The sequence below is a fragment of the Bacteroidota bacterium genome (assembly GCA_020161395.1).
In the GTDB taxonomy this organism is placed as follows: Bacteria; Bacteroidota; Ignavibacteria; order Ignavibacteriales; family Ignavibacteriaceae; genus UTCHB3.
Genome location: JAIUOE010000001.1, coordinates 90,300 through 110,969, shown reverse-complemented (window position 1 = coordinate 110,969; position 20,670 = coordinate 90,300). Strand labels below are relative to the sequence as shown.

Sequence of the window (20,670 nt, the reverse complement as noted above, 5' to 3'; positions counted from 1 at the left end):
ATATACAAAAAATGTTAATTAATCACACACCCATCAAAAATGGAGATACAAAAATGAGAAGAACACTTCTTTCACTGGCACTCGCGGTAATGCTTACAGGTGCATCATTTGCTCAGTCATCATGGTCATTTGATAAAACTCACTCAAAAATCGGTTTCAGCGTTGACTACATGCTCATCACAGATGTCGATGGTTATTTCAAGAAATTTGACGGATCTGTCACCACTGCAAAAGAGGATTTTGTGGATGCTCTGATCAGTTTTACCGTTGATGCAGGCAGCGTTGATACAGACGAACCGAAAAGAGACGAACATTTAAGAAGCGAAGACTTTTTTTACACACAAAAATTTCCTAATTTTACATTTAAAAGTACTTCGATGAAGAAAACAAGTGGAAACAACTACAAACTCATTGGAAATCTTACAATGAGAGGTGTAACAAAATCAGTTACACTCAGCGGTACTTTCGGTGGTGTGAAAAAAGATCCATGGGGAAACACAAAAGCCGGTTTTAAACTTACAGGTAAAGTAAACAGAAAAGATTTTGGCATTAACTGGAGCAAAGCCCTCGATGGTGGCGGTTTTGTTGTCGGTGATGATGTAACATTAAACATAAATGTAACACTCATTAAAAAATAAATTATGCGCTTAGAAGAAGAGATCAAACAGAAAAAATTCAGAGACGAGTATCAGAAAGCGGTAGTAAATCTGATTTACACCAACAACTGGCTTGTGGCGAAACATTCTCCCATAATGCGGGAATTCGGGCTTACTGTGCAACAGTACAACATCCTCCGAATTCTAAGGGGGCAATATCCGAAGCCGGCAACAGTAAATCTGTTGAAAGAAAGAATGCTCGACAAGATGTCTGATGCTTCCAGACTTGTAGACAGGCTGCTGGAAAAAGGGTTGCTTGTGAGAAAGTCGTGTGAAATCGACAGGCGGAGGGTGGACATCACCATCACACAGGAAGGCCTGGACATACTCTCGAAGATTGATGTAGCAGAGGAACAGATGTATAAACTTCTGAAAAACATCTCTCCGGAGGAAGCCACAGTTCTTAATGATCTCCTCGATAAGCTAAGAGGCTAATAACCATTCCGCAAGGCTGTTTTCATCATTTGGAAGCAGCCTTTTTTTATTTTAACCCGCCCTTTCCCCGTTACATCGCAAGAATTATCTTTTTTAACGAATCTTACATAATACGAATACCAATTTGATTAAGTTAGATTAAGAAATTTGACAATTTACAGATTCATAAGAACGGTTTGTTCTTTGGTCTTGCATCAAAAAAACGGAGATCAGGTCATGAAAAACCTTGTTACACTTTTAATCGCAATACTGTTGGTGATCCCTGCCGGAGCACAGACAATAGTATACAAGACGCTCGGTACCTGGAACAGTGATGGCGTTCCCAACTATCTTGAGTCGGTAAGTGATGTGATCCCACAATCACTTCTTAACAGAATAAGTGCGACACTTCCGGAGTATGTGAGACTCCCCACGAGTCACCCTGAATTTTTGAACGACACAATACAAACCAATCTTTACATTCTTCAGGAATCAGATGTCTGGGTTACCTTCGTTTCTGAAGGAGCCGGATATAAAAATGCTCTGGGATTTTATACCTACAATGTAAACACCCCTCCCCAGACTGTGAATGATATCATGAATACCATGACACTCATTTTTCCGAACTCATCAGCCAAGAATTCAGGCGGTGGACTTGTAGCGGGAAATAAAGTGAAAATCGGGAGATTCCAGCCCGGTACCGTTATCGGATGGTTTGTCGTTGCAGACGGTTTCAGATCACCGAATGTGACTCAGGGAAACTGGATCAACTATTCAAACAGAAATTTAAACTGGGCACCAACTCCCGACCTTCGTCAGCATAATGTGCTCCTGAACGACCTGAATTCAGGAAGAATTGTGCTGGCATTCGAGGATATTTCCCGTTACCGTGGTGGTGATCAGGATTTTAATGATGTCGTTTTCTATGCAACAGCAAATCCGCCAAATGGCGTAAGCTACACAAATATCCCTTTCATCAGCAATCCGACTGGGGCAACAGTTGCCAACCTGAAACTGACGAAAACAGTTGACAAGGCGAATCCCTCGGACAACGAGATTGTTAATTTCACAATTACAGCAAAAAATCTCGGTACCGATGGTGCAACCAATGTTGTGTTGAAGGATGTGTTACCAAAAGGGATCAAATATCAGGGACATTCCGTTAGCACAGGAACCTATGATACCGCCACAGGACTTTGGAGGATCGCATCGCTCGCAATAAATGCGACAGCAACCCTTACACTTCAGGGCAAGGTATCGATAAAATCGATCAGCCAGGCGGCATTTGATCTCGGTCCTGCAAAAGATTTTAACATCTTCACACTTGGTGATCTTACCCAGCCTTCTGCTGATTCAGAAGGTAAAGTAGCCGTCGGGAAAAATGCATATTTTGCAAGCTATTCGCTCGGTGACCTTCTTCCCGCTTCGGGCGGAACTGCTGATGTGCTTATAGTCGGAAACAATCTGATGTTCATAAGCGGTAATGTAACGGGTGGAAATGTGGTTTACGGTGGTGTTTCCAACCTTCCGATAAATCAGGTTTCAATCATCGACGGTACCGTAAGAAAAGACAGTGTAATCAATTTCCTTGCTGCCGGGGCATATCTTAATTCCCTTTCAGCTTCGCTGTCGGCATACAACACAACCGGAACTATTACCTACAACAGCAGCGGAATACAGCTTTACGGATACAATCCTTTCCTTAATGTCTTCAACATTTCGGGAAAAACCCTTTCAAACTGCACGAACTTTACAATTAATGCACCAAATGGTGCGGTTGTGCTGGTGAATGTTGATTCATCTGATGTCAAGTGGTCGGGAGATGTAATCGTAAACGGAACCGCACACAGCAATGTGCTCTACAATTTCCATGATGCCTTGAATCTCAAGATCAGTTTCATAGATGTAAGAGGTTCGATTCTTGCTCCAAAAGCTCACCTTGATTTCCCTTCAGGCGTGATTAACGGACAGGTGATTGTAAGGGAGATGTACGGTTCGGGACAGTTTAACTCTGCTCCAAATCAGACAAATTATTTTAATGGTACACTTCCCGTTACCCGTGACATTCTCAATTCAGCCGAAGTGGTGTCGATGGATCAGACTGATCTTGACACAACAAACAACTACGCCTCGGCGATGATTACCCTTGCCGGTTACGGCGACCCAGGTCAGACAGGAAGCGTAAACTGGCAACCGGCTCAACCCTCGGGTCTGACAGACATGGTATGGGTTTCGACTTATGACGACTCGGGCAATATTCTTGCAGGTACATGGGGCGGAAAAGTATTGAAATCGACTGATAACGGTGTTTCATGGGAGCGCATTAATCCCACAATGAATGTTGGATACATTTGGGATATCGATGTTACCGGGTCAACGATTTATGCCTCCACTGAACTTGGAGTCTTCAAATCGACTGACAACGGTGCAACCTGGAATATCACCGGAATGGTTAACAAAGATGTAAGATCGCTTACCATCAAGAGTGGTGTCCTTTATGCCGGAACATGGGGTGAAGGAGTCTTTAAATCGACCAACGGTGGTACAACCTGGTCACAGAGCAACGCGGGACTTCAGTCGACTGCAGTTACTGCAATGCTCACAGCTTCAAACGGTACAATTTATGCAGGTACATTTAACGGTGGCTTGTATAAATCAGATGATAACGGAGCCACATGGACGAAGACCACACTCAACTATCAGTTTATCTGGTCGCTCGGTCAGAGTGCCAACGGCAGAATCTATGCCGGAACTTATGGCGGTGGAGTTTACAGATCGATTGATAACGGTGCAACATGGTATGCGATAAACAATAACCTTACCGCCACCCATATTTATTCAATTGTAACCGATCCACAGAATCATGTTTTTGTAAGCGGATGGGGTGCGGGTGTATTCACTCTTAACACCGGTTCCATGGATGCCATGACAGATGACTGGAACTACATGGGAATGGGCGGACTTGAAGTATCCTCGATTATAATAAATCCAACTTCCGGTTCACTCATTGCATTTACATCTGCCGGCGGGTTGTATGTCAACAATTCACCTACCACCTCCATCGGAACTGAAAAGGAGATTCTGAATCCCGAGGTCTTCTCACTATCGCAGAATTACCCCAATCCATTCAATCCTTCGACTGTGATCGGATTTAACCTTCCCGAAGCGTCAGAAGTCGTATTGAAAGTTTATGATGTTACAGGCAGGGAAGTGACAGTTTTGGCAGAAGGCAGTTTTGCAAAGGGAAGCCATAAAGTCTCCTTCGATGCGAGAAACCTCACCAGTGGAATTTACTTCTACAGAATCCAGGCCGGTTCATTTGTTGAAACAAAGAGGATGGTACTTCTGAAGTAGTTCTGAGTTATGACTTATGAGTGATTAATTTTTGTTTGATGATGTTGAGGAAGCTGCCCCTTAAAAAGGGCGGCTTTTTTTTTGTCAACCCGTGAAAAAGATTTGTTAGATTCGAACATTTTTACGATGTTTTATAACCTGATTTATTATATTTTGGACAGAAAAATGAATCTAACACACATAGAACATATCGGGATTGCTGTTGAAAACATGGAAGCAGCAATCGCTTATTATGAAAATATACTGGGTTTGAAATGCTACAAAATTGAAGAAGTGGCAGATCAAAAAGTAAAAACCGCCTTTTTCCAGATAGGGCAGACCAAAATAGAACTCCTCGAATCGACCGCACCCGACGGACCTGTCGCCAAATTCATTGAAAAAAAAGGACCCGGAATTCATCACATCGCTTTTGCAGCCAAAGGTTTGCAGGAGTCGCTGGATGATGCTGCGGCTAAAGGAGTTTCACTGATAGATAAACAACCAAGAAAAGGTGCTGAGGGATTGAATATCGCCTTCCTGCACCCAAAATCAACTCTGGGCGTTCTCACTGAACTGTGCGAACATCCGGAAAATTAATTTCGGTTTCCGAGGTATACATATATGGAACAAAAAATAAAAGAATTGATGGATCTCCGCAAACAAGCCCGTATGGGTGGCGGTGAAAAAAGAATAGAAGCACAACATAAAAAAGGTAAGATGACAGCGAGGGAGAGGATTGATCTTCTTCTCGATCCCGGGAGTTTCGAAGAGTTTGACATGTTTGTATCGCACCGTTGCATCGATTTCGGTCTCGATCAGCAACAGTACCTCTCTGATGGTGTTGTTACCGGTTATGGCACAATTGATGGAAGGCTTGTATATATCTTTTCGCAGGATTTTACCGTTTTTGGCGGTTCCCTGTCAGAAATGTATGCTGAAAAGATTTGCAAGGTAATGGACAAAGCCCTTAAAGTTGGCGCTCCTGTAATTGGTATCAACGATTCAGGCGGTGCCCGTATTCAGGAAGGTGTTAAATCACTTGGAGGCTATGCAGAAATATTTGAAAGAAACATTCTTGCCTCCGGTGTAATCCCACAGATTTCGGCAATATTTGGACCTTGTGCGGGCGGCGCTGTTTATTCACCTGCGCTTACCGATTTTATCCTGATGTCGAGGGACACCAGTTACATGTTTGTGACAGGACCAAAAGTTGTAAAAACCGTAACGGGTGAAGATGTAACAGATGAGGAACTGGGGGGTGCATATGTTCATGGTTCCAAGTCGGGTGTTTCCCATTTTATCGCTGAAGATGAAGAAGAGGGAATACTGCTTATAAGAAAACTTTTAAGCTTTCTGCCACAGAACAATCTTGAAGATCCCCCGCTGGCACCTTGTGATGATCCGATTGACAGGCTTGAAGACCATCTCAATTCAATAATTCCTGATAATCCGTCGGTTCCTTACGATGTAAGAGATGTTATTCACGCAGTGGTTGATTATAACGAATTTGTGGAAATTCAGCGGCACTTTGCTCCGAACATAGTGATTGGTTTTGCAAGATTCAATGGGATGCCCGTTGGAATTGTAGCAAATCAGCCAAATTATATTGCCGGTGTTTTGGACATTAATTCATCCAGAAAAGCAGCCCGTTTTGTAAGATTCTGCGATGCTTTCAACATTCCAGTTGTAACCTTTGTAGATGTTCCCGGCTTCCTTCCCGGCACGGCTCAGGAATATGGCGGAATCATCATCCACGGAGCAAAACTTCTTTTCGCTTATGGTGAGGCAACAGTTCCAAAAGTTACAATCGTACTTAGAAAAGCCTATGGTGGAGCCTATGATGTTATGGGTTCGAAACACCTTAGAGGCGACATCAACTACGCATGGCCCACAGCCGAAATAGCAGTTATGGGTCCAAAAGGTGCTATAGAAATACTTCACAACAAGGAAATAAGTGCCATTACCGATGACAAGGAAAGAGTGGAATTCATCAAGCAGAAAGAGGAAGAGTACAAAAACAAGTTTGCCTCTCCCTATGTTGCTGCAAAATATGGCTACCTTGATGATGTAATCGAGCCAAGAAATACCCGTTTCAGAGTAATCCGGGCATTGCAGTCGCTCGCTACAAAGAAGGATACACTTCCGCCTAAGAAACACGCTAACATACCGCTATAAGGAAGAAGCCATGAAACAAACAAAATTTCTGCTGCTTTTTCTTCTTTTGCTGATGGTGTCTGTTGCCTTGCCACAGAATAATGCAACTGCAAAAGTTGATACGGCGAAAGTTCAGGCGGCTGATTCTCTTAAACAGCCTGTGAAAGATGAGAATGTAAGCGAACTGATACACTTCAACCCTGCTAATACGATGGATGACATCAAAGGAAATGGCAACAGCTTTGTCCTGACGGTTATTGGAATGGGAGTTGTGTTTTTTGCACTCGCTGCCCTTTATCTTTCATTTTCTTTGGCGAGTAATCTGATCAAAAAATCAGTTGCAAAAAAACATGCGAAAGGAAGTCCTGAAAAGGAAGGAAGTCAACCGAAGGAAGAGATGAGCGCTGAAGTGAATGCCGCCATAGCAATGGCTTTGTACTCATTCTTTAACGCAAATCACGACCAGGAAAATACGATTCTGACGATCAACAGGGTCTCCAGAATGTACACTCCATGGAGCTCCAAGATTTATAACCTTCGCCGCCACCCCAGAAACTGGTAATTAATGAGGAAACAATGAAAAAATTTAACTTTAAAATAAACGGCAACGATTACCATGTACAGGTTAAGAACATCGAGGGTGATACTGCCGAAATAGAAGTAAACGGATCGGTCTATGAAGTAGAGATTGAGAAAAAACTCGCTCAGCCGATAACTCCCAAACTCGTAAGAGAGAGAGCAGTTCCATCGACAGATGTTGATAAATCGACTGTTAAGACGACGAAACCAGCCCCAAAAGCAACCGGCGGAATCAAAAGTCCGCTGCCTGGTACGATTTTGGAAGTCTTCGTCAAAGTTGGTGACAAAGTCAAGATGGGAGACAAACTCCTTATACTTGAAGCCATGAAGATGGAAAACAAGATAGATGCCGACAAACCGGGTACTATAAAGGAACTGGTTGTAAAGCAAGGTGATACTGTTATGGAAGGTGATCTCCTGTTAGTAATAGGAGATTAAAGTGGAGAGTATTACCAAGTTTATCGAATACACTTCCTTCGCTAACATAACGATTGGACATATCGTTATGATTATTGTAGGGTTGCTCTTTATTTATCTTGCCATCACCAAAGAGTATGAACCATTACTTTTGGTTCCCATTGGGTTTGGGATAATAGTGGGGAATATACCTTTTTTAGAGAATGCCGGTCTTGGTATAGGCATCTATGAAAAAGGAAGCACTCTTAATTATCTCTATTTTGGTGTACTAAATGGTATATACCCGCCATTAATTTTTCTTGGAATTGGAGCAATGACCGATTTTTCCACGCTCCTGTCGAATCCCAAGTTGATTCTGATAGGGGCAGCGGCTCAAATTGGGATCTTCGCCACATTTATTGGCGCAATTATGCTTGGTTTTACACCAAACGAAGCCGCATCAATTGGTATTATCGGCGGAGCTGACGGTCCAACCGCTATCTTCCTCGCATCAAAACTGGCGCCGCATCTGATAGGTGCAATCGCAATTTCAGCTTATTCATATATGGCACTGGTTCCGCTGATTCAGCCGCCTGTTATGAGACTCTTTACCAATCAAAAGGAACGGCTCATCAGAATGAAGCCCCCGAGAGTGGTTTCGAGAACAGAGAAAATTCTTTTTCCGATTCTTGGTCTGCTTCTTACCACCTTCATTTCACCGAGTGCACTCCCTCTTTTGGGAACCCTCTTCTTTGGTAACATCCTAAAAGAGAGCGGAGTAACAAAAAGACTTGCAGATACCGCAGCCAGACCCATGATCGATGTTGTAACGATTATCCTCGGCCTTACTGTGGGTGCCTCCACACAGGCAACTACATTTCTCACGCCGAAGTCGATACTGATCTTTGTTCTTGGAGCCGTATCCTTTATTGTTGCCACTGCGGGAGGTGTTCTGTTTGTAAAGGTTATGAACCTCTTTTTAAAACCGGGTGACAAGATAAATCCGCTTATCGGAAATGCAGGTGTTTCTGCTGTTCCTGACAGTGCGAGAGTTTCACAAGTTATCGGATTGGAATATGATAAAACGAATCATCTCCTGATGCACGCGATGGCACCAAATGTCGCGGGTGTTATCGGAAGTGCAGTAGCTGCAGGTATTCTCCTCAGCTTTATGACGGGATGACTTTTTTAGTTATGAGTTACGAATTTCGGCTAACACCAGTGCCGGGTTCAACTGATAACTCATAATTCATAACTAATAATTTTTTTTGGTTAACAATGTAAATACGGAGAGAAAATAATGGCAAAATATAAAATAGCCTGGTTGCCGGGCGATGGCATAGGCATTGAGGTGCTTGAAGCCGCGAAGATAGTGCTCGATAAAACGGGCTTGGATGCTGAGTATATTCACGGAGACATCGGCTGGGAATTCTGGAGAACAGAAGGAGATGCCTTCCCTGAAAGAACAATTGAATTGCTTAAAAATGTTGATGCTGCCATGTTTGGTGCCATCACTTCAAAACCTAAAAAAGATTCGGAAGCGGAACTGATTCCCGAGCTTCAGGGCAAAGGACTTGTTTACAGGTCACCGATCGTCAGAATGCGTCAGATGTTCGACCTTTACAACTGTCTAAGACCTGCTAAAGGATACAAAGGAAACGCACTCAACTATAAGGACAATATTGATCTCGTAGTTTTCAGAGAGAACACCGAAGATCTCTATTGCGGCGTTGAGTTCGCTCCCGTTCCGGAAGAAGTTGCTGAAGTACTTGCAAAACATTCGAAACCTTTCTCCGTTTTCGCCGGACTCGGTGCCGATGATTATGCAATTAACTGCAAAATAAATACCAAAAAAGGTTCTGAAAAAATCATCAGAGCTGCTTTTGAATATGCCCGCAAAAACAACCGCAAAAAAGTAACCATTGTGCACAAAGCCAATGTCGTTAGAGCCACTGACGGACTTTTCTTTGACATCGCAAAAGAGGTCAGAAAAGATTATCCTGAAATTCAGATGGACGACGCAAACATTGATGCAATCACAATGTGGCTGTTAAAGAATCCCCACAACTATGATGTACTCGTTGCCACCAATCTCTTCGGTGACATCATTTCCGATCTCTGTGCCCAGATGGTGGGTGGACTCGGTTTTGGCTGCTCCGGTAATATCGGTGAAAAACTCGCTGTATTTGAACCGACACACGGCTCAGCTCCAAAATATTTCGGACAGTACAAAGTAAATCCAATAGCTACAATTCTCGCAGCAAAAATGATGCTTGAATGGCTTGGTGAAACAGAACTTGCCGAAAAAGTGGAGAGTGCCGTTGCCCGTGTTATCGAAGAAGGTAAATTCAAAACCTATGATATGGGTGGCGATACCAAAACCCTCGAGATGGCAGAAGCAATAGCAGCGTATATTTAAGATAAAATGTTTAACCGCAAAGGACGCAGAGAGCGCAAAGATAGTTTTTTAATCTTCGCGCAACTTAGCGGTCTTTGCGGTTTATTACAAAAACAACACTATAGTGCAATTAAGAATTTTACAATCGTAACACCGCAAAAGTTGCGGAGACAATAATCAACCCTTTGCGATCTTGGCGTTCTTTGCGGTTTCACAATTCAACGGATACAACATGAGAGAAAAAGTTTTAAAAATATGGCCTGAAATCGATTGGATTCAGGACCCCGAATTAAAAGAAAAGACACTTCAATGCTGGATTTACGCAATCGAAAACAGTGTTTTGTCGCCCGAAGACCTTGATGTAATTCCCTTCTCACTTTTGATAAAAGACTGCAATGTCTCCTTTATGAATCATAAAAGGACTGCAGTTCAACTCTCTTTCGAAATTGCCAAAATAATGAAAAACAATTTTGGTGATTCGATCAATTTCAACATGGACTTCGTTATTTCGGGAGCAATTCTGATCGATGTTGGCAAACTGATTGAGTACGACATGAAAGACGGAAAACTTATTACTTCACCTGCCGGAAAACTTGTAAGACATCCATTTAGCGGACTGGCAATTGCCGACAGATTTGGTCTGCCGGCGGAGGTTCAGCACATCATTGCAACACACTCAAAAGAGGGTGATCTTGGCTACAGAAGTGTAGAGTCACTCATTGTTCACCATGCTGATTTTGTAAGTTTCGAACCATTTAAAGCCTGAGGAAATGATGGCACAGAATTTAGTTGAAAAGATTGTTCAGCGGTACTCTTCGGGTTATCCCGAGGGGTACAAAGTCAAGTCGGGCGACTATGTTATGATTCATCCAAAGCATGTGATGACTCATGACAACACAGGTGCTGTGATCCCAAAATTCAAGGAAACGGGTGCCACAAAGCTTGCCAATCCAAGACAGGTAGTGAACACGCTCGACCACAACATACAGGATACTTCCGAGAAAAACCTTGAAAAATACCGCAAGATCGAGGAATTTTCCCGCGGGATGGGTGCCGATTTTTATCCCGCAGGAAGAGGAATCGGGCATCAGATTATGATCGAAGAGGGATATGCCTTCCCGGGTGCGCTTGCGGTGGCTTCAGACAGTCACTCAAACATGTACGGCGGAATGGGATGTCTTGGGACACCGGTCGTCCGTACAGATGCGGCAGCAATCTGGGCAACGGGCAAAACCTGGTGGCAGATACCCCCTGTTGCAAAAGTAGTCCTTAACGGCAGACTTCCTCACGGAGTTACAGGTAAAGACCTGATTATCACGCTTTGCGGATATTTCTCGAAGGATGAGGTGTTGAATCATGCCGTGGAATTTTCAGGTGACGGAGTTCAATATCTTACAATAGATCAAAGACTCGCCATCGCAAACATGACCACAGAATGGGGTGCCCTTGTCGGACTTTTCCCTGTGGACGATGAGACTGTTGACTGGCTTACCGAGCGGGCAGAATTTATAAAAAAACGCGGTCTGCAGGGTGTCAATTCCGATGCTGATGCGATTGATGGTATCCACCCCAGAATCAATGAGAAAACCATCGATTCATTAAAATCAAGCATGCACGATCTCAGACCTGATGTGGATGCTTTTTATGCTAAAGTAATCACCATCAATCTCGATGCAGTTGAACCTGCTGTTTCAGGACCGAATGGTGTGAAGGTGTGGAACAAGGTATCGGAGCTGAAAGCCAAAAAGATAAAAATCGACAAGGCATATCTCGTTTCCTGTGTGAACAGTCGTGTCGAGGATATTGCCGAGGCTGCTGCCGTTCTTAAAGGGAACAAAATTGCAGATGGTGTGAAGTTTTTCGTAGCTGCCGCTTCAAGCGAAGTGCAGGCAGAATCAGAAAAACGGGGCGACTGGCAGATTCTGATGGATGCCGGTGCGGTACCACTTCCTCCGGGATGCGGTCCTTGTATCGGACTTGGTACAGGTCTCCTCGAAGCAGGTGAAACGGGAATTTCCGCAACTAACCGTAACTTCAAAGGAAGAATGGGGAGTCCTGATTCCTTTGCTTATCTCGCTTCACCGGCAGTCGTTGCTCAGTCGGCGATTTCGGGATACATCAATTTTGATGGTATGAAGTATGATGGTATGAAGTATGATAGTCAAACTTCAAACTTCAAACTTCAAACTTCAAAAATGCAACCTCAAACCTCATCCCAAATCTCCATTATAGATGGTTTTCCGGGTGTTATTGAAGGTGAGATTATTTTCTGTCATCAGGACAATTTGAATACGGATGGAATTTATCCGGGCAAGTACACTTATCAGGATGACATTACACCGGAAGGTCAGGCTGCGGTTGCGATGGAAAACTATGATCCCGAATTTCAGAACCTTGCCAAAGAAGGTGATGTGATGGTTGGCGGATTCAATTTCGGCACGGGTAGTTCTCGTGAACAGGCTGCAACTGCTTTGAAATATCGCGGTATTTCTGTACTGATTGCAGGTTCTTTCAGCGAAACTTACAAGAGAAATGCGATCAACAACGGATTTCTGACAATTGAAGTGCCCGAACTGGTGAATGACCTGAAAGCAAAATTCGGTGCCGAAAAAGCATCAGTTAAACCCGGTCTGAAAATAAAAGTGGATTTCCAAACTTCAACTGCAACGGTCGGTGAAAAGATTTATCCCTTTGGTGCTGTCGGTCAGGCAGCTCAGGAACTTATAGTTGCCGGCGGGCTTGAAAACTGGGTCAAGAATAATTTATGATTCGATAAACCGCAAAGAACGCAAAGAACGCAAAGTCAGGTATCAGGTATTAATTATTGATGTTTTTCTGCCTAAATCTTTCTAATCTGCTTACTGATAAAAATCTTTGCGTTCTTTGCGACCTTTGCGGTTTTATATAAAAAAGGATACAAAAATGGACAAATCAATATCAAGAATTATATCGGAATTTGCAGTAAATCTGAAATATGAAGATCTGCCAAAAGAAGTAATACACGAAGTAAAACGGTATCTCTACGATTCAATCGGCTGTGCATATGGTGCGATGAACACCAAAGATGTGCGGATTATGCGTGAGATTTACGAAGAGATGGGTGGCAAAGGTGAGTCGACTCTCATCGGATTCGGCACAAAACTCCCTGCTGTCAGCACTTCACTTGTAAACTCACTGATGATTCGTGCACTCGACTTCAACGACATCTACTGGAAGGAAGACCCTTCACATCCGTCGGATATTATTCCGGCTGCACTTTCTGCGGGTGAACTTGCAGGTGCATCGATGAAGGATGTAATTGTGGCGATAGTTCTCGCTTATGAATTTGAACAGAGACTTTGCGAGTTTGCAGTGCCGGGAGTCCGTGAAAGGAAATGGCATCATGCAACGCTTACGCAGTTTGTGTCTCCGATAGTTGCGGGCAAGGTTTTAGGTTTGACGGTGGATCAGATGGTTAATGCAATCGGAATTAATGGATGTCACAATCATACCATTGGATGTCCGACTGCCGGGAAACTCACAATGATGAAGAATACCGTCGATCCGATGGCAGTTCAGACGGGTGTTTTCGCTGCTTTGATGGCGAAAAAGGGATACTCAGGTACCGAACTGGTGTTTGAAGGGAAAGAAGGATTTATGCAGTGTTTCGGTGACGGCTGGGCTATGGAAAAACTTGTTGGTGACCTTGGTGTAAAGTATAAAATTCTCGAATGCAGCATGAAGGCATTCCCTACCGAGGCACTTACTCACACTCACATTACCGCCGTTTTGAAGGTGATGACCAAAAACAATCTCACCTATAACGATATTGATGAAGTTATTATCACAACCATTGCCAGAGCTTGCGACATTCTTTTCGATCCGCACAAATACCGTCCCGAATCGAGGGAAACTGCTGATCATTCACTTCCATACTGCATTGCGGCCGCGATTGTCGATAAAAAAATCACAACCAATTCATTCTCCGATGAAAAGATGAAAGATCCGCACATCTGGGAAGTGATAGACAAAATAAAAGGTGAAGCATCACTTGAATTTGAGAAGATGTTCCCTGCAAAACAGCCTTCCAAAGCCGTGGTACGCACAAAAGACGGAAGAGAATTCTCGGAATATCTCGAGTATCCAAAAGGTGATCCGAGAGAACCGATGACTCAGGAAGACCTCGACAACAAGTTCGAAGCCCTTTCTGGTGATAAACTTAACAAGGCAAGAAGAGATGCGGTGAAAGAACTGATATTCAATTGTGATGATCTTTCAGCGGCTGAATTTATGGATAAACTGGTAGTTTAAAATGGACAGTAATAAGTCACAAAGTCACGGAGTCACAGAGTCACGGATAAGTGGTTCTGCCGGTAAAAGAGGCACATCAGTCCGTTCCGACTGTTGGATTGAGATAACAAAAAATTTGAAGGATGGGGCTGCTTCCCCTTCCTTCAATATCAAATCGAAGGTTGGAAATCTTTACGGCAATGCGATAAGAAGGCAACTTGAGGAACTGGCCGCATTTTTTGATTTAAAGAATGTCGAAATTACTCTCGAAGATGCAGGAGCACTTCCTTTTGTAATTGCTGCTCGGTTTGAAGCTGCAGTAAAAAGGATGGATTCTTCGGTCACTTCTGAATATTTGATGCCTTTTTTGCGACAGGATATTAATCCAACCGCCAAAAACCGGCTTAGAAGAAGCAGGCTTTATCTTCCGGGAAATGAGCCAAAATTCTTTGTGAATGCCGGACTTCACGGACCCGATGGAATAATTCTCGATCTTGAAGACAGTGTCGCACCCGATGAAAAGGATGCCGCGAGGTATCTCGTAAGGAATGCCTTAAGAAGTGTCGATTTCTACGGTTGTGAAAGGATGGTAAGGATTAATCAGCTACCCTTAGGACTCGAGGATTTGAAATACATCATTCCCGCAAAAGTTAATCTGATATTGATTCCAAAAGTTGAGGAAGCTTCGCAGATTCTCGAAGTTGAGAAGGAAGTGGAGGCGATAAAGAAACTTCACGGAATTACAGATGACATCTGGTTTATGCCGATAATAGAGAGTGCAAGAGGTGCGATAAATGCTTATGAAATTTCGAAAGCCTCTTCGCTCGTTTGCTCACTCGCCATTGGACTCGAAGACTACACTGCTGATATCGGTGCTGAAAGGACTCTCGAAGGAAACGAAAGTTTTTGGGCACGGATGCAGGTGGTTAATGCCGCAAAAGCAGCCGGAGTTCAGGCGATTGATTCTGTGTTCTCGGATGTAGGTGATATGGAAGGACTTGTAAAATCAACCCTCGAATCCAAATCTTTCGGTTTTGAAGGGAAGGGCTGCATTCATCCAAGGCAGATTCAGCCGATTCATACCGCTTTTGCTCCGACCTCAAAAGAGATCGAGAAGGCGATGAAAATTGTAATGGCATTCGAAGATGCTCTCACAAAAGGACTCGCTGCTGTCTCCATAGGTACAAAAATGATCGATCCGCCGGTTGTCAAACGGGCTCAGAGAGTTATTGAACTTGCACTTCTAAACGGATTGATTGAGAAAGACTGGATGGTGAACCATGGAAATGATTAAAAATGCTGCGGGTAGGCTTGTGCCAACCGAAGTCAACGGACAAAAAAGAATCCCATATAAAGGAATCGGACAGCACAAACCGGACGGTTTCAAAGCAAAACCTCCGATAAGAACATGTGCTGACTATCCTGCTGACGGTAACAAACTTTTGCCAAATCTCCGTTCAGCTCTCGAAAAGGCGGGATTGAGAGATGGTATGACTATTTCAACCCACCACCACCTTAGAAACGGTGATGTGGTTACAAATCTGCTTTTTGATACAATAAAAGAGATGGGCATAAAGAACATACGGTGGTTCCCAAGTGCCTCATTCCCGTGTCACGAACACCTCATTCCATATCTCGAAGACGGAACCATAAGCCATATCGAAGGTAGCATGAACGGTCCTTTGGGCAGATTTACTTCATATGGTAAAATGAATGGTGTGGGTGTTCTCCGTTCGCATGGAGGAAGATATCAGGCTGTGCAGGACGGTGAGGTACATATCGATATTGCTGTGATTGCTTCTCCAACTGCAGATCCTTTTGGAAATGCCAACGGTGTTACGGGACGCGCGGCATGCGGATTATTGGGATTTGCTCTTGCTGACTCGGAATATGCCGACAGGGTTATTGTTGTTACTGATAATCTTGTCCCTTTCCCGTGCATTCCATGGCAGATTCAGGGAAATAATGTCGATTATGTCGTTGAGGTGGAATCGCTTGGAGATTCCTCAAAGATTGTTTCCGGTACAACAGAGATTACAAAATCGCCCGACCGGCTCCTTATCGCTGAGTATGTGGCAAAATTCATCGAGCTTTCAGGAATAATGAAAGACGGTTTTTCTTTTCAGGCAGGTGCCGGAGGTACTGCTCTCGCCTTTGCCATGTTCCTTAAGGAACGGATGAAGGAAACCGGAATAAAAGCCCGGTTCATCAGAGGCGGAAGTACCAAATATCTTGTACAGATGCTTGAGGAAGGACTGGTGGATTACATCCTTGACGGACAAACTTTCGATCTTGAGGGTGTGCGTTCGATGAGAGAAAACCCGGGGCATGTGAACACTTCACCATTTACCAGTTACAACTATCACGGTAAAGGTAATTTTGCCTCGATCCTCGATGCCGTTGTGCTTGGAGCTACAGAAGTGGATGTGAATTTTAATGCGAATGTTGTCTCTCATTCAGATGGTTTGCTTTTGCACGGAATTGGTGGATGGCAGAATTGTCTCTTTTCAAAATGTTCCATTTTGGCAATACCATCATTCCGGGACAGAATACCCGTGATTTTGGACGAGGTTACAACCATTTGTGCCCCTGGCGAGCTTGTCGATGTCATTGTGACAGAGCGCGGAATAGCGATAAACCCGAGACGGGAAGACCTCCTCAAAGCTGTTGAAGGAAAGGGCTTGCCGATCAGGAAAATCGAGGAAATCCGTGATGAGGTTTATCAGATAGTCGGTGGTCCGCCGCAGAAACCTGTGCTTGACAGAGACAAAGTGGTAGCGATTGTCAACTGGGTGGACGGAACTGTGCTTGATTCTGTGTTTAAAGTGGTTGGTTGATCGAAGGGAGGGGACGCAGACCCACCACGGCGGGCATGGTACACACAGATTAGACGGATTTCCGCAGATGAGGATTTTATAGTTCCACGGATTTCACGGATTAAGCACGGATTTCACGGATGGGTTTTTGTCTCCGCGATACGATTAATATCCCGTTTTCGGGATTACATGTTCGTTGCAAGATTGATTCCCCCCAGCAGCCTCATTTTTCCCCGGAGGGGAATTGATGTTGGTAGCAAGATTGATTCCCCATCAACCGCATTTTTCCCCGGAGGGGAATCGATATCCTGTGTCAATCTGTCAGGTGTCATATCATAAGTCAGGAATAGTAAAGCTCATTTCAAAATGAAATTGTCAGAATACTTGGATTTAGAGATTCTGTCGATAAACCTTTCCTGGAAGTACAATCTTAATAAGGCATTGTAATCGATCTTTCTTTCCCTTGCAATTTCTAATAACCTCGCTTTTAATGAAGCTATTTTATTCCTGGGCTCGTCTTTTCTTGTCATATCGTAAATGCCTTCATATAATCCTTCATCTTTTTAAGGGCACCGCATTTTTCAGCTACACGCCAGAGCATTGCAATATTTCTGTTCTTGCTTGACATGTAATTTTTCAGAGACTCAAGGACAATATCATCACCGATTTTCTCCTGATATCTAAAAAGGTCGACGAGTGTCTTTTCAACAGAATAGATGAGAAACTCACCGCTTTTTGAGCTGACCTTCTCTATCCCTGTTTTGTACACGGTATCACGAAAATAATATACCCTTACGGGAGGGTAAAATATTTTGTTCAGACGAGCGTTCTCAGGCAGAGCTATGGAGATATAGCTTGGATTGAAAGTAGTCAGTCCGTAATACTCGATTGCAGAAGTAAGACAAATAACCGCTTTACTGTCAGACCTGTAAACATCCACATATGAGGAGTTCTCGTCCCATGGGAAATCAATGAGTTTGTAAAGCCCCGGTTTTACCTTGTCGATAAGCCCGTCATCCAGGGCTTTTTTAATTTCGCGAGGATGAATTCCTCTTTCTTTCAGGTCTTTCATTCGGGCATAACCGTTACTAAAAGCCAGATAATCTATCACAGTCGCCTCAATTTGGTTCTTTTATAAGGTAAATATAGCTAATTCACCTTAAAAAAGAACCATCTACACCCTTAATTCCCCCAAAATCTCTTATAATCAGACAAAATAACAATATTTCCAACAATTTTGCTTTTTTCAAAAATTTTACTGATGTTATCTCTTCATCAATTTAATCTTTTCGGAGGTTGGAATGTGGCGAGCATGTGTATTGGTAACAGTTTTCGCTTTATACGGAATTGGCTGCAAGCCCGGAGCTGAGGAGCATATAAAGAACGGGATTGCCAAATGTGAGAATAAGGATCATAAAGGGGCAATAGAAGATTTTACCAAGGCGATAGAGGCAGATTCAAAATCAGATGTGGCTTTTTTCAACAGGGGTTTGTGCAGGGAACACCTTGGTGAATTTCAATCGGCAATCGGTGATTTCGACAAGGCAATCGAAATTAATCAAAAGAACGGGAATGCATTTTACAACAGAGGAATTTGTAAGTCTGAAATGAAAGATCTGAAAAGTGCCATTGAAGATTATACAAAAGCGGTCGAAATCAATCCAAAGGATGCAGATGCTTTCTATAACAGAGGAGTTTGCAAGTTCGACCTTGGGGATTTCACAGGCTCTATAGACGATTATACAAGTGCGATAGAAGTTGATCCAAAGTACGAAAGTGCCTGGTTTAACAGGGGGGTGAGCAGGGATAAAATTAAAGACTATTCCGGGGCAATTGACGACTTTACGAAGGCAATTGACCTCAATCCAAAAGCTGCAGATGCTTGGAATGGCAGAGGCAGGGCGAAGAAGGAGATGGATAACCTCCAAGGAGCCTGTGATGACTGGGCAAAAGCTGCGGAATTGGGTTATAAAAAGGCTCAGGAGAATATCGAGAAATTCTGTCTCGAACGAAATTGATTGTGACAAGGCTTTTTATGTGATCAGATATTGAGCTTCCCCGTTTTGTGACCATTGTTCTTGCTTTTGTTTTCTGTTGTGATTATATTTCCTGCGGCAGAATTGAACTCCCGGGAACCCATGGATGCAATCTGCTGAAATTTTAACCGGAAGGAAATGGTTATGAAAGACAGATTCTTTGTCCTCATAATTGTTCTGTTGACTTTGCAGAGCAACCCTTCTTACGGGCAATCCGTAACGATCGCCGACGGCGGATGGCACCAGGCGACAACCTGGAGTAACAACCAGGTGCCTGACACCAACACAGATGTCATTATCAGGCATACAGTCGATATTTACAACAACGGCGGATGCCGGAACCTCGTAATCGATTCATCCGGTCTCCTCTTTAACGGCTTGATAAAGGTATATGGCTCATTAAAAAATTACGGTTTTTTTGACGCCTACAGGAACGCATCTTCCTATGACGGCATTCAGGTTCGCGATTCAATTCTGAATTTTGGTAAACTTCATACCGAGATTCTTTGGTTGTGGGGAAACCGTGAGCATGTAATCACTTCAAAGGACACCATTATGATAGCAGACATGAGTTCACCCGACTCATTGAATCCGGTAAAACTTGCCGGTACTGTCATATTCAAAGGTGGATGGATACTCCTTCACAAAGCCCGTCTTTCATTTTCAGATACCCTTACTCTCGTAAACACCACCATCGACGGAGGAATAATCGATGGCAGCGGTGCCATCGTTAAAGGTGAACCGGGTTTGTTTGGCTGGAGCGGAGCTTCTTCCTTCAATCCGCAACATACCACTCTGAGGAATCTGAGACTGACCGGGGCTAACAATCTTTACGGAAATGGAACGGGCATTTGGGGTCTCAAAATCGCAGAAAATGTGATTAATCGCGGAGCAATATACGATCGTGTGCTTGGTCAGCCTGAGTATACAGAGATATACATTACGAATTCCTTTATAAATGAAGGCTCATTTAATATCGCACAAAGAGGATTAACCCTGCACATTTCGGGCGATTACACTATCAACAGGGGATCATGGCAAAATTACAGAACTCTATTTGAGGATAACGGTGCGGATTTTCAATATATCTCGATGCCAACTGACTCTGCATTCAGGGGGGGTGTGGAATTCGTCTCCGACCTGGAAGGAACATCGTATCAGTGGACAAAAAATGGTTACAGCATAGCCGGAGCCACGACAAGAACTCTCTTGTTTACCGGACTTTCTTCCATTGATGCAGGTTCCTATCGGGCAAAAGTGGTGGTTAATGATTCCATGCTCTATTCGAGAACGATCGTTGTATCAGCAGTTTCAGACATCGCTGATGAGACGATTATGCCTGCAGAATTCTTACTCAAGCAGAATTACCCCAACCCGTTTAACCCCGGTACCATAATTCATTTTTCGCTGCCTGAGACAGGTTTCACAAGAGGGGTGGTTTACGATATTCTTGGCAGGGAAATAAAAACCCTTGTCAATGGGATTATTTCTGCGGGGAGTCATCGAATTGATTTCAATGCAAGTGGGCTGCCCTCGGGTGTTTATTTTTTCAGACTTCAAACGGAGAACAATATCTCCGTGATCAAAATGATAGTGGAGAAATAATCGTTCATGGATAT

18 protein-coding genes are annotated in these 20,670 nt (G+C 43.5%); 16 read left to right on the top strand and 2 right to left on the bottom strand.

What is annotated here, in order from left to right:
* The first annotated feature begins 53 nt into the window (after positions 1-53).
* The 14 genes from LCH52_00460 to citF all read left to right on the top strand — a co-directional run bounded on the left by LCH52_00460 (position 54) and on the right by citF (position 17,036).
* Positions 54-638: a YceI family protein gene (locus LCH52_00460; protein MCA0386942.1), complete on the top strand. Its 585-nt coding sequence runs from the start codon at positions 54-56 to the stop codon at positions 636-638.
* Between the two features lie 3 nt (positions 639-641).
* Positions 642-1,091: a MarR family transcriptional regulator gene (locus LCH52_00455; GenBank protein MCA0386941.1), complete on the top strand. Its 450-nt coding sequence runs from the start codon at positions 642-644 to the stop codon at positions 1,089-1,091.
* 216 nt (positions 1,092-1,307) lie between these two features.
* Positions 1,308-4,424 (top strand): choice-of-anchor A family protein, encoded by a 3,117-nt coding sequence (locus tag LCH52_00450; protein ID MCA0386940.1) that lies wholly within the window; start codon positions 1,308-1,310, stop codon positions 4,422-4,424.
* Between the two features lie 165 nt (positions 4,425-4,589).
* A complete protein-coding gene (gene mce / locus LCH52_00445) occupies positions 4,590-5,000 on the top strand; it encodes a methylmalonyl-CoA epimerase (protein ID MCA0386939.1) in 411 nt (136 codons plus the stop codon).
* 24 nt (positions 5,001-5,024) lie between these two features.
* Positions 5,025-6,578, top strand: a complete 1,554-nt coding sequence (locus LCH52_00440) for an acyl-CoA carboxylase subunit beta (protein MCA0386938.1) — start codon at positions 5,025-5,027, stop codon at positions 6,576-6,578.
* A 10-nt stretch (positions 6,579-6,588) separates the two neighbouring features.
* The gene (locus LCH52_00435; GenBank protein MCA0386937.1) at positions 6,589-7,119 is read left to right on the top strand and encodes an OadG family protein; all 531 of its coding nucleotides are present in this window, start codon (positions 6,589-6,591) and stop codon (positions 7,117-7,119) included.
* Positions 7,120-7,133: 14 nt separating this feature from the next.
* Positions 7,134-7,574, top strand: a complete 441-nt coding sequence (locus tag LCH52_00430) for a biotin/lipoyl-binding protein (GenBank protein MCA0386936.1) — start codon at positions 7,134-7,136, stop codon at positions 7,572-7,574.
* A gap of 1 nt (position 7,575) precedes the next feature.
* Entirely contained in the window at positions 7,576-8,715 is a 1,140-nt protein-coding gene (locus LCH52_00425; GenBank protein MCA0386935.1) for a sodium ion-translocating decarboxylase subunit beta, read from the top strand.
* 117 nt (positions 8,716-8,832) lie between these two features.
* Complete coding sequence (locus LCH52_00420; GenBank protein ID MCA0386934.1) at positions 8,833-9,951, top strand: isocitrate/isopropylmalate dehydrogenase family protein; 1,119 nt, start codon at positions 8,833-8,835, stop codon at positions 9,949-9,951.
* 211 nt (positions 9,952-10,162) lie between these two features.
* A complete protein-coding gene (locus LCH52_00415; protein MCA0386933.1) occupies positions 10,163-10,696 on the top strand; it encodes an HDIG domain-containing protein in 534 nt (177 codons plus the stop codon).
* A 7-nt stretch (positions 10,697-10,703) separates the two neighbouring features.
* Positions 10,704-12,698 carry a homoaconitase gene (gene lysF, locus LCH52_00410; protein MCA0386932.1) on the top strand — a complete coding sequence of 665 codons (1,995 nt, stop codon included), beginning with the start codon at positions 10,704-10,706 and terminating at the stop codon, positions 12,696-12,698.
* 154 nt (positions 12,699-12,852) lie between these two features.
* Positions 12,853-14,220 carry an MmgE/PrpD family protein gene (locus LCH52_00405; GenBank protein MCA0386931.1) on the top strand — a complete coding sequence of 456 codons (1,368 nt, stop codon included), beginning with the start codon at positions 12,853-12,855 and terminating at the stop codon, positions 14,218-14,220.
* 1 nt (position 14,221) lies between these two features.
* Positions 14,222-15,493 (top strand): HpcH/HpaI aldolase/citrate lyase family protein, encoded by a 1,272-nt coding sequence (locus LCH52_00400; protein MCA0386930.1) that lies wholly within the window; start codon positions 14,222-14,224, stop codon positions 15,491-15,493.
* Positions 15,480-17,036, top strand: a complete 1,557-nt coding sequence (citF, locus tag LCH52_00395) for a citrate lyase subunit alpha (GenBank protein ID MCA0386929.1) — start codon at positions 15,480-15,482, stop codon at positions 17,034-17,036. Before LCH52_00400 ends, citF begins: the two co-directional genes overlap by 14 nt.
* A 335-nt stretch (positions 17,037-17,371) precedes the next feature.
* Here the strand turns inward: citF and LCH52_00390 are convergent, their stop codons facing one another.
* Positions 17,372-17,545 carry an Abortive infection protein AbiEii gene (locus tag LCH52_00390; GenBank protein ID MCA0386928.1) on the bottom strand — a complete coding sequence of 58 codons (174 nt, stop codon included), beginning with the start codon at positions 17,543-17,545 and terminating at the stop codon, positions 17,372-17,374.
* On the bottom strand, positions 17,542-18,126 hold the full coding sequence (locus tag LCH52_00385) for a type IV toxin-antitoxin system AbiEi family antitoxin domain-containing protein (protein ID MCA0386927.1): 585 nt from the start codon (positions 18,124-18,126) through the stop codon (positions 17,542-17,544). Before LCH52_00385 ends, LCH52_00390 begins: the two co-directional genes overlap by 4 nt.
* Positions 18,127-18,316: 190 nt before the next feature.
* On the opposite strand from LCH52_00385, the gene LCH52_00380 reads away from it, so the two are divergent.
* On the top strand, positions 18,317-19,033 hold the full coding sequence (locus tag LCH52_00380) for a tetratricopeptide repeat protein (protein MCA0386926.1): 717 nt from the start codon (positions 18,317-18,319) through the stop codon (positions 19,031-19,033).
* 162 nt (positions 19,034-19,195) lie between these two features.
* The gene (locus LCH52_00375) at positions 19,196-20,656 is read left to right on the top strand and encodes a T9SS type A sorting domain-containing protein (protein ID MCA0386925.1); all 1,461 of its coding nucleotides are present in this window, start codon (positions 19,196-19,198) and stop codon (positions 20,654-20,656) included.
* The last annotated feature ends 14 nt before the right edge of the window (positions 20,657-20,670 follow it).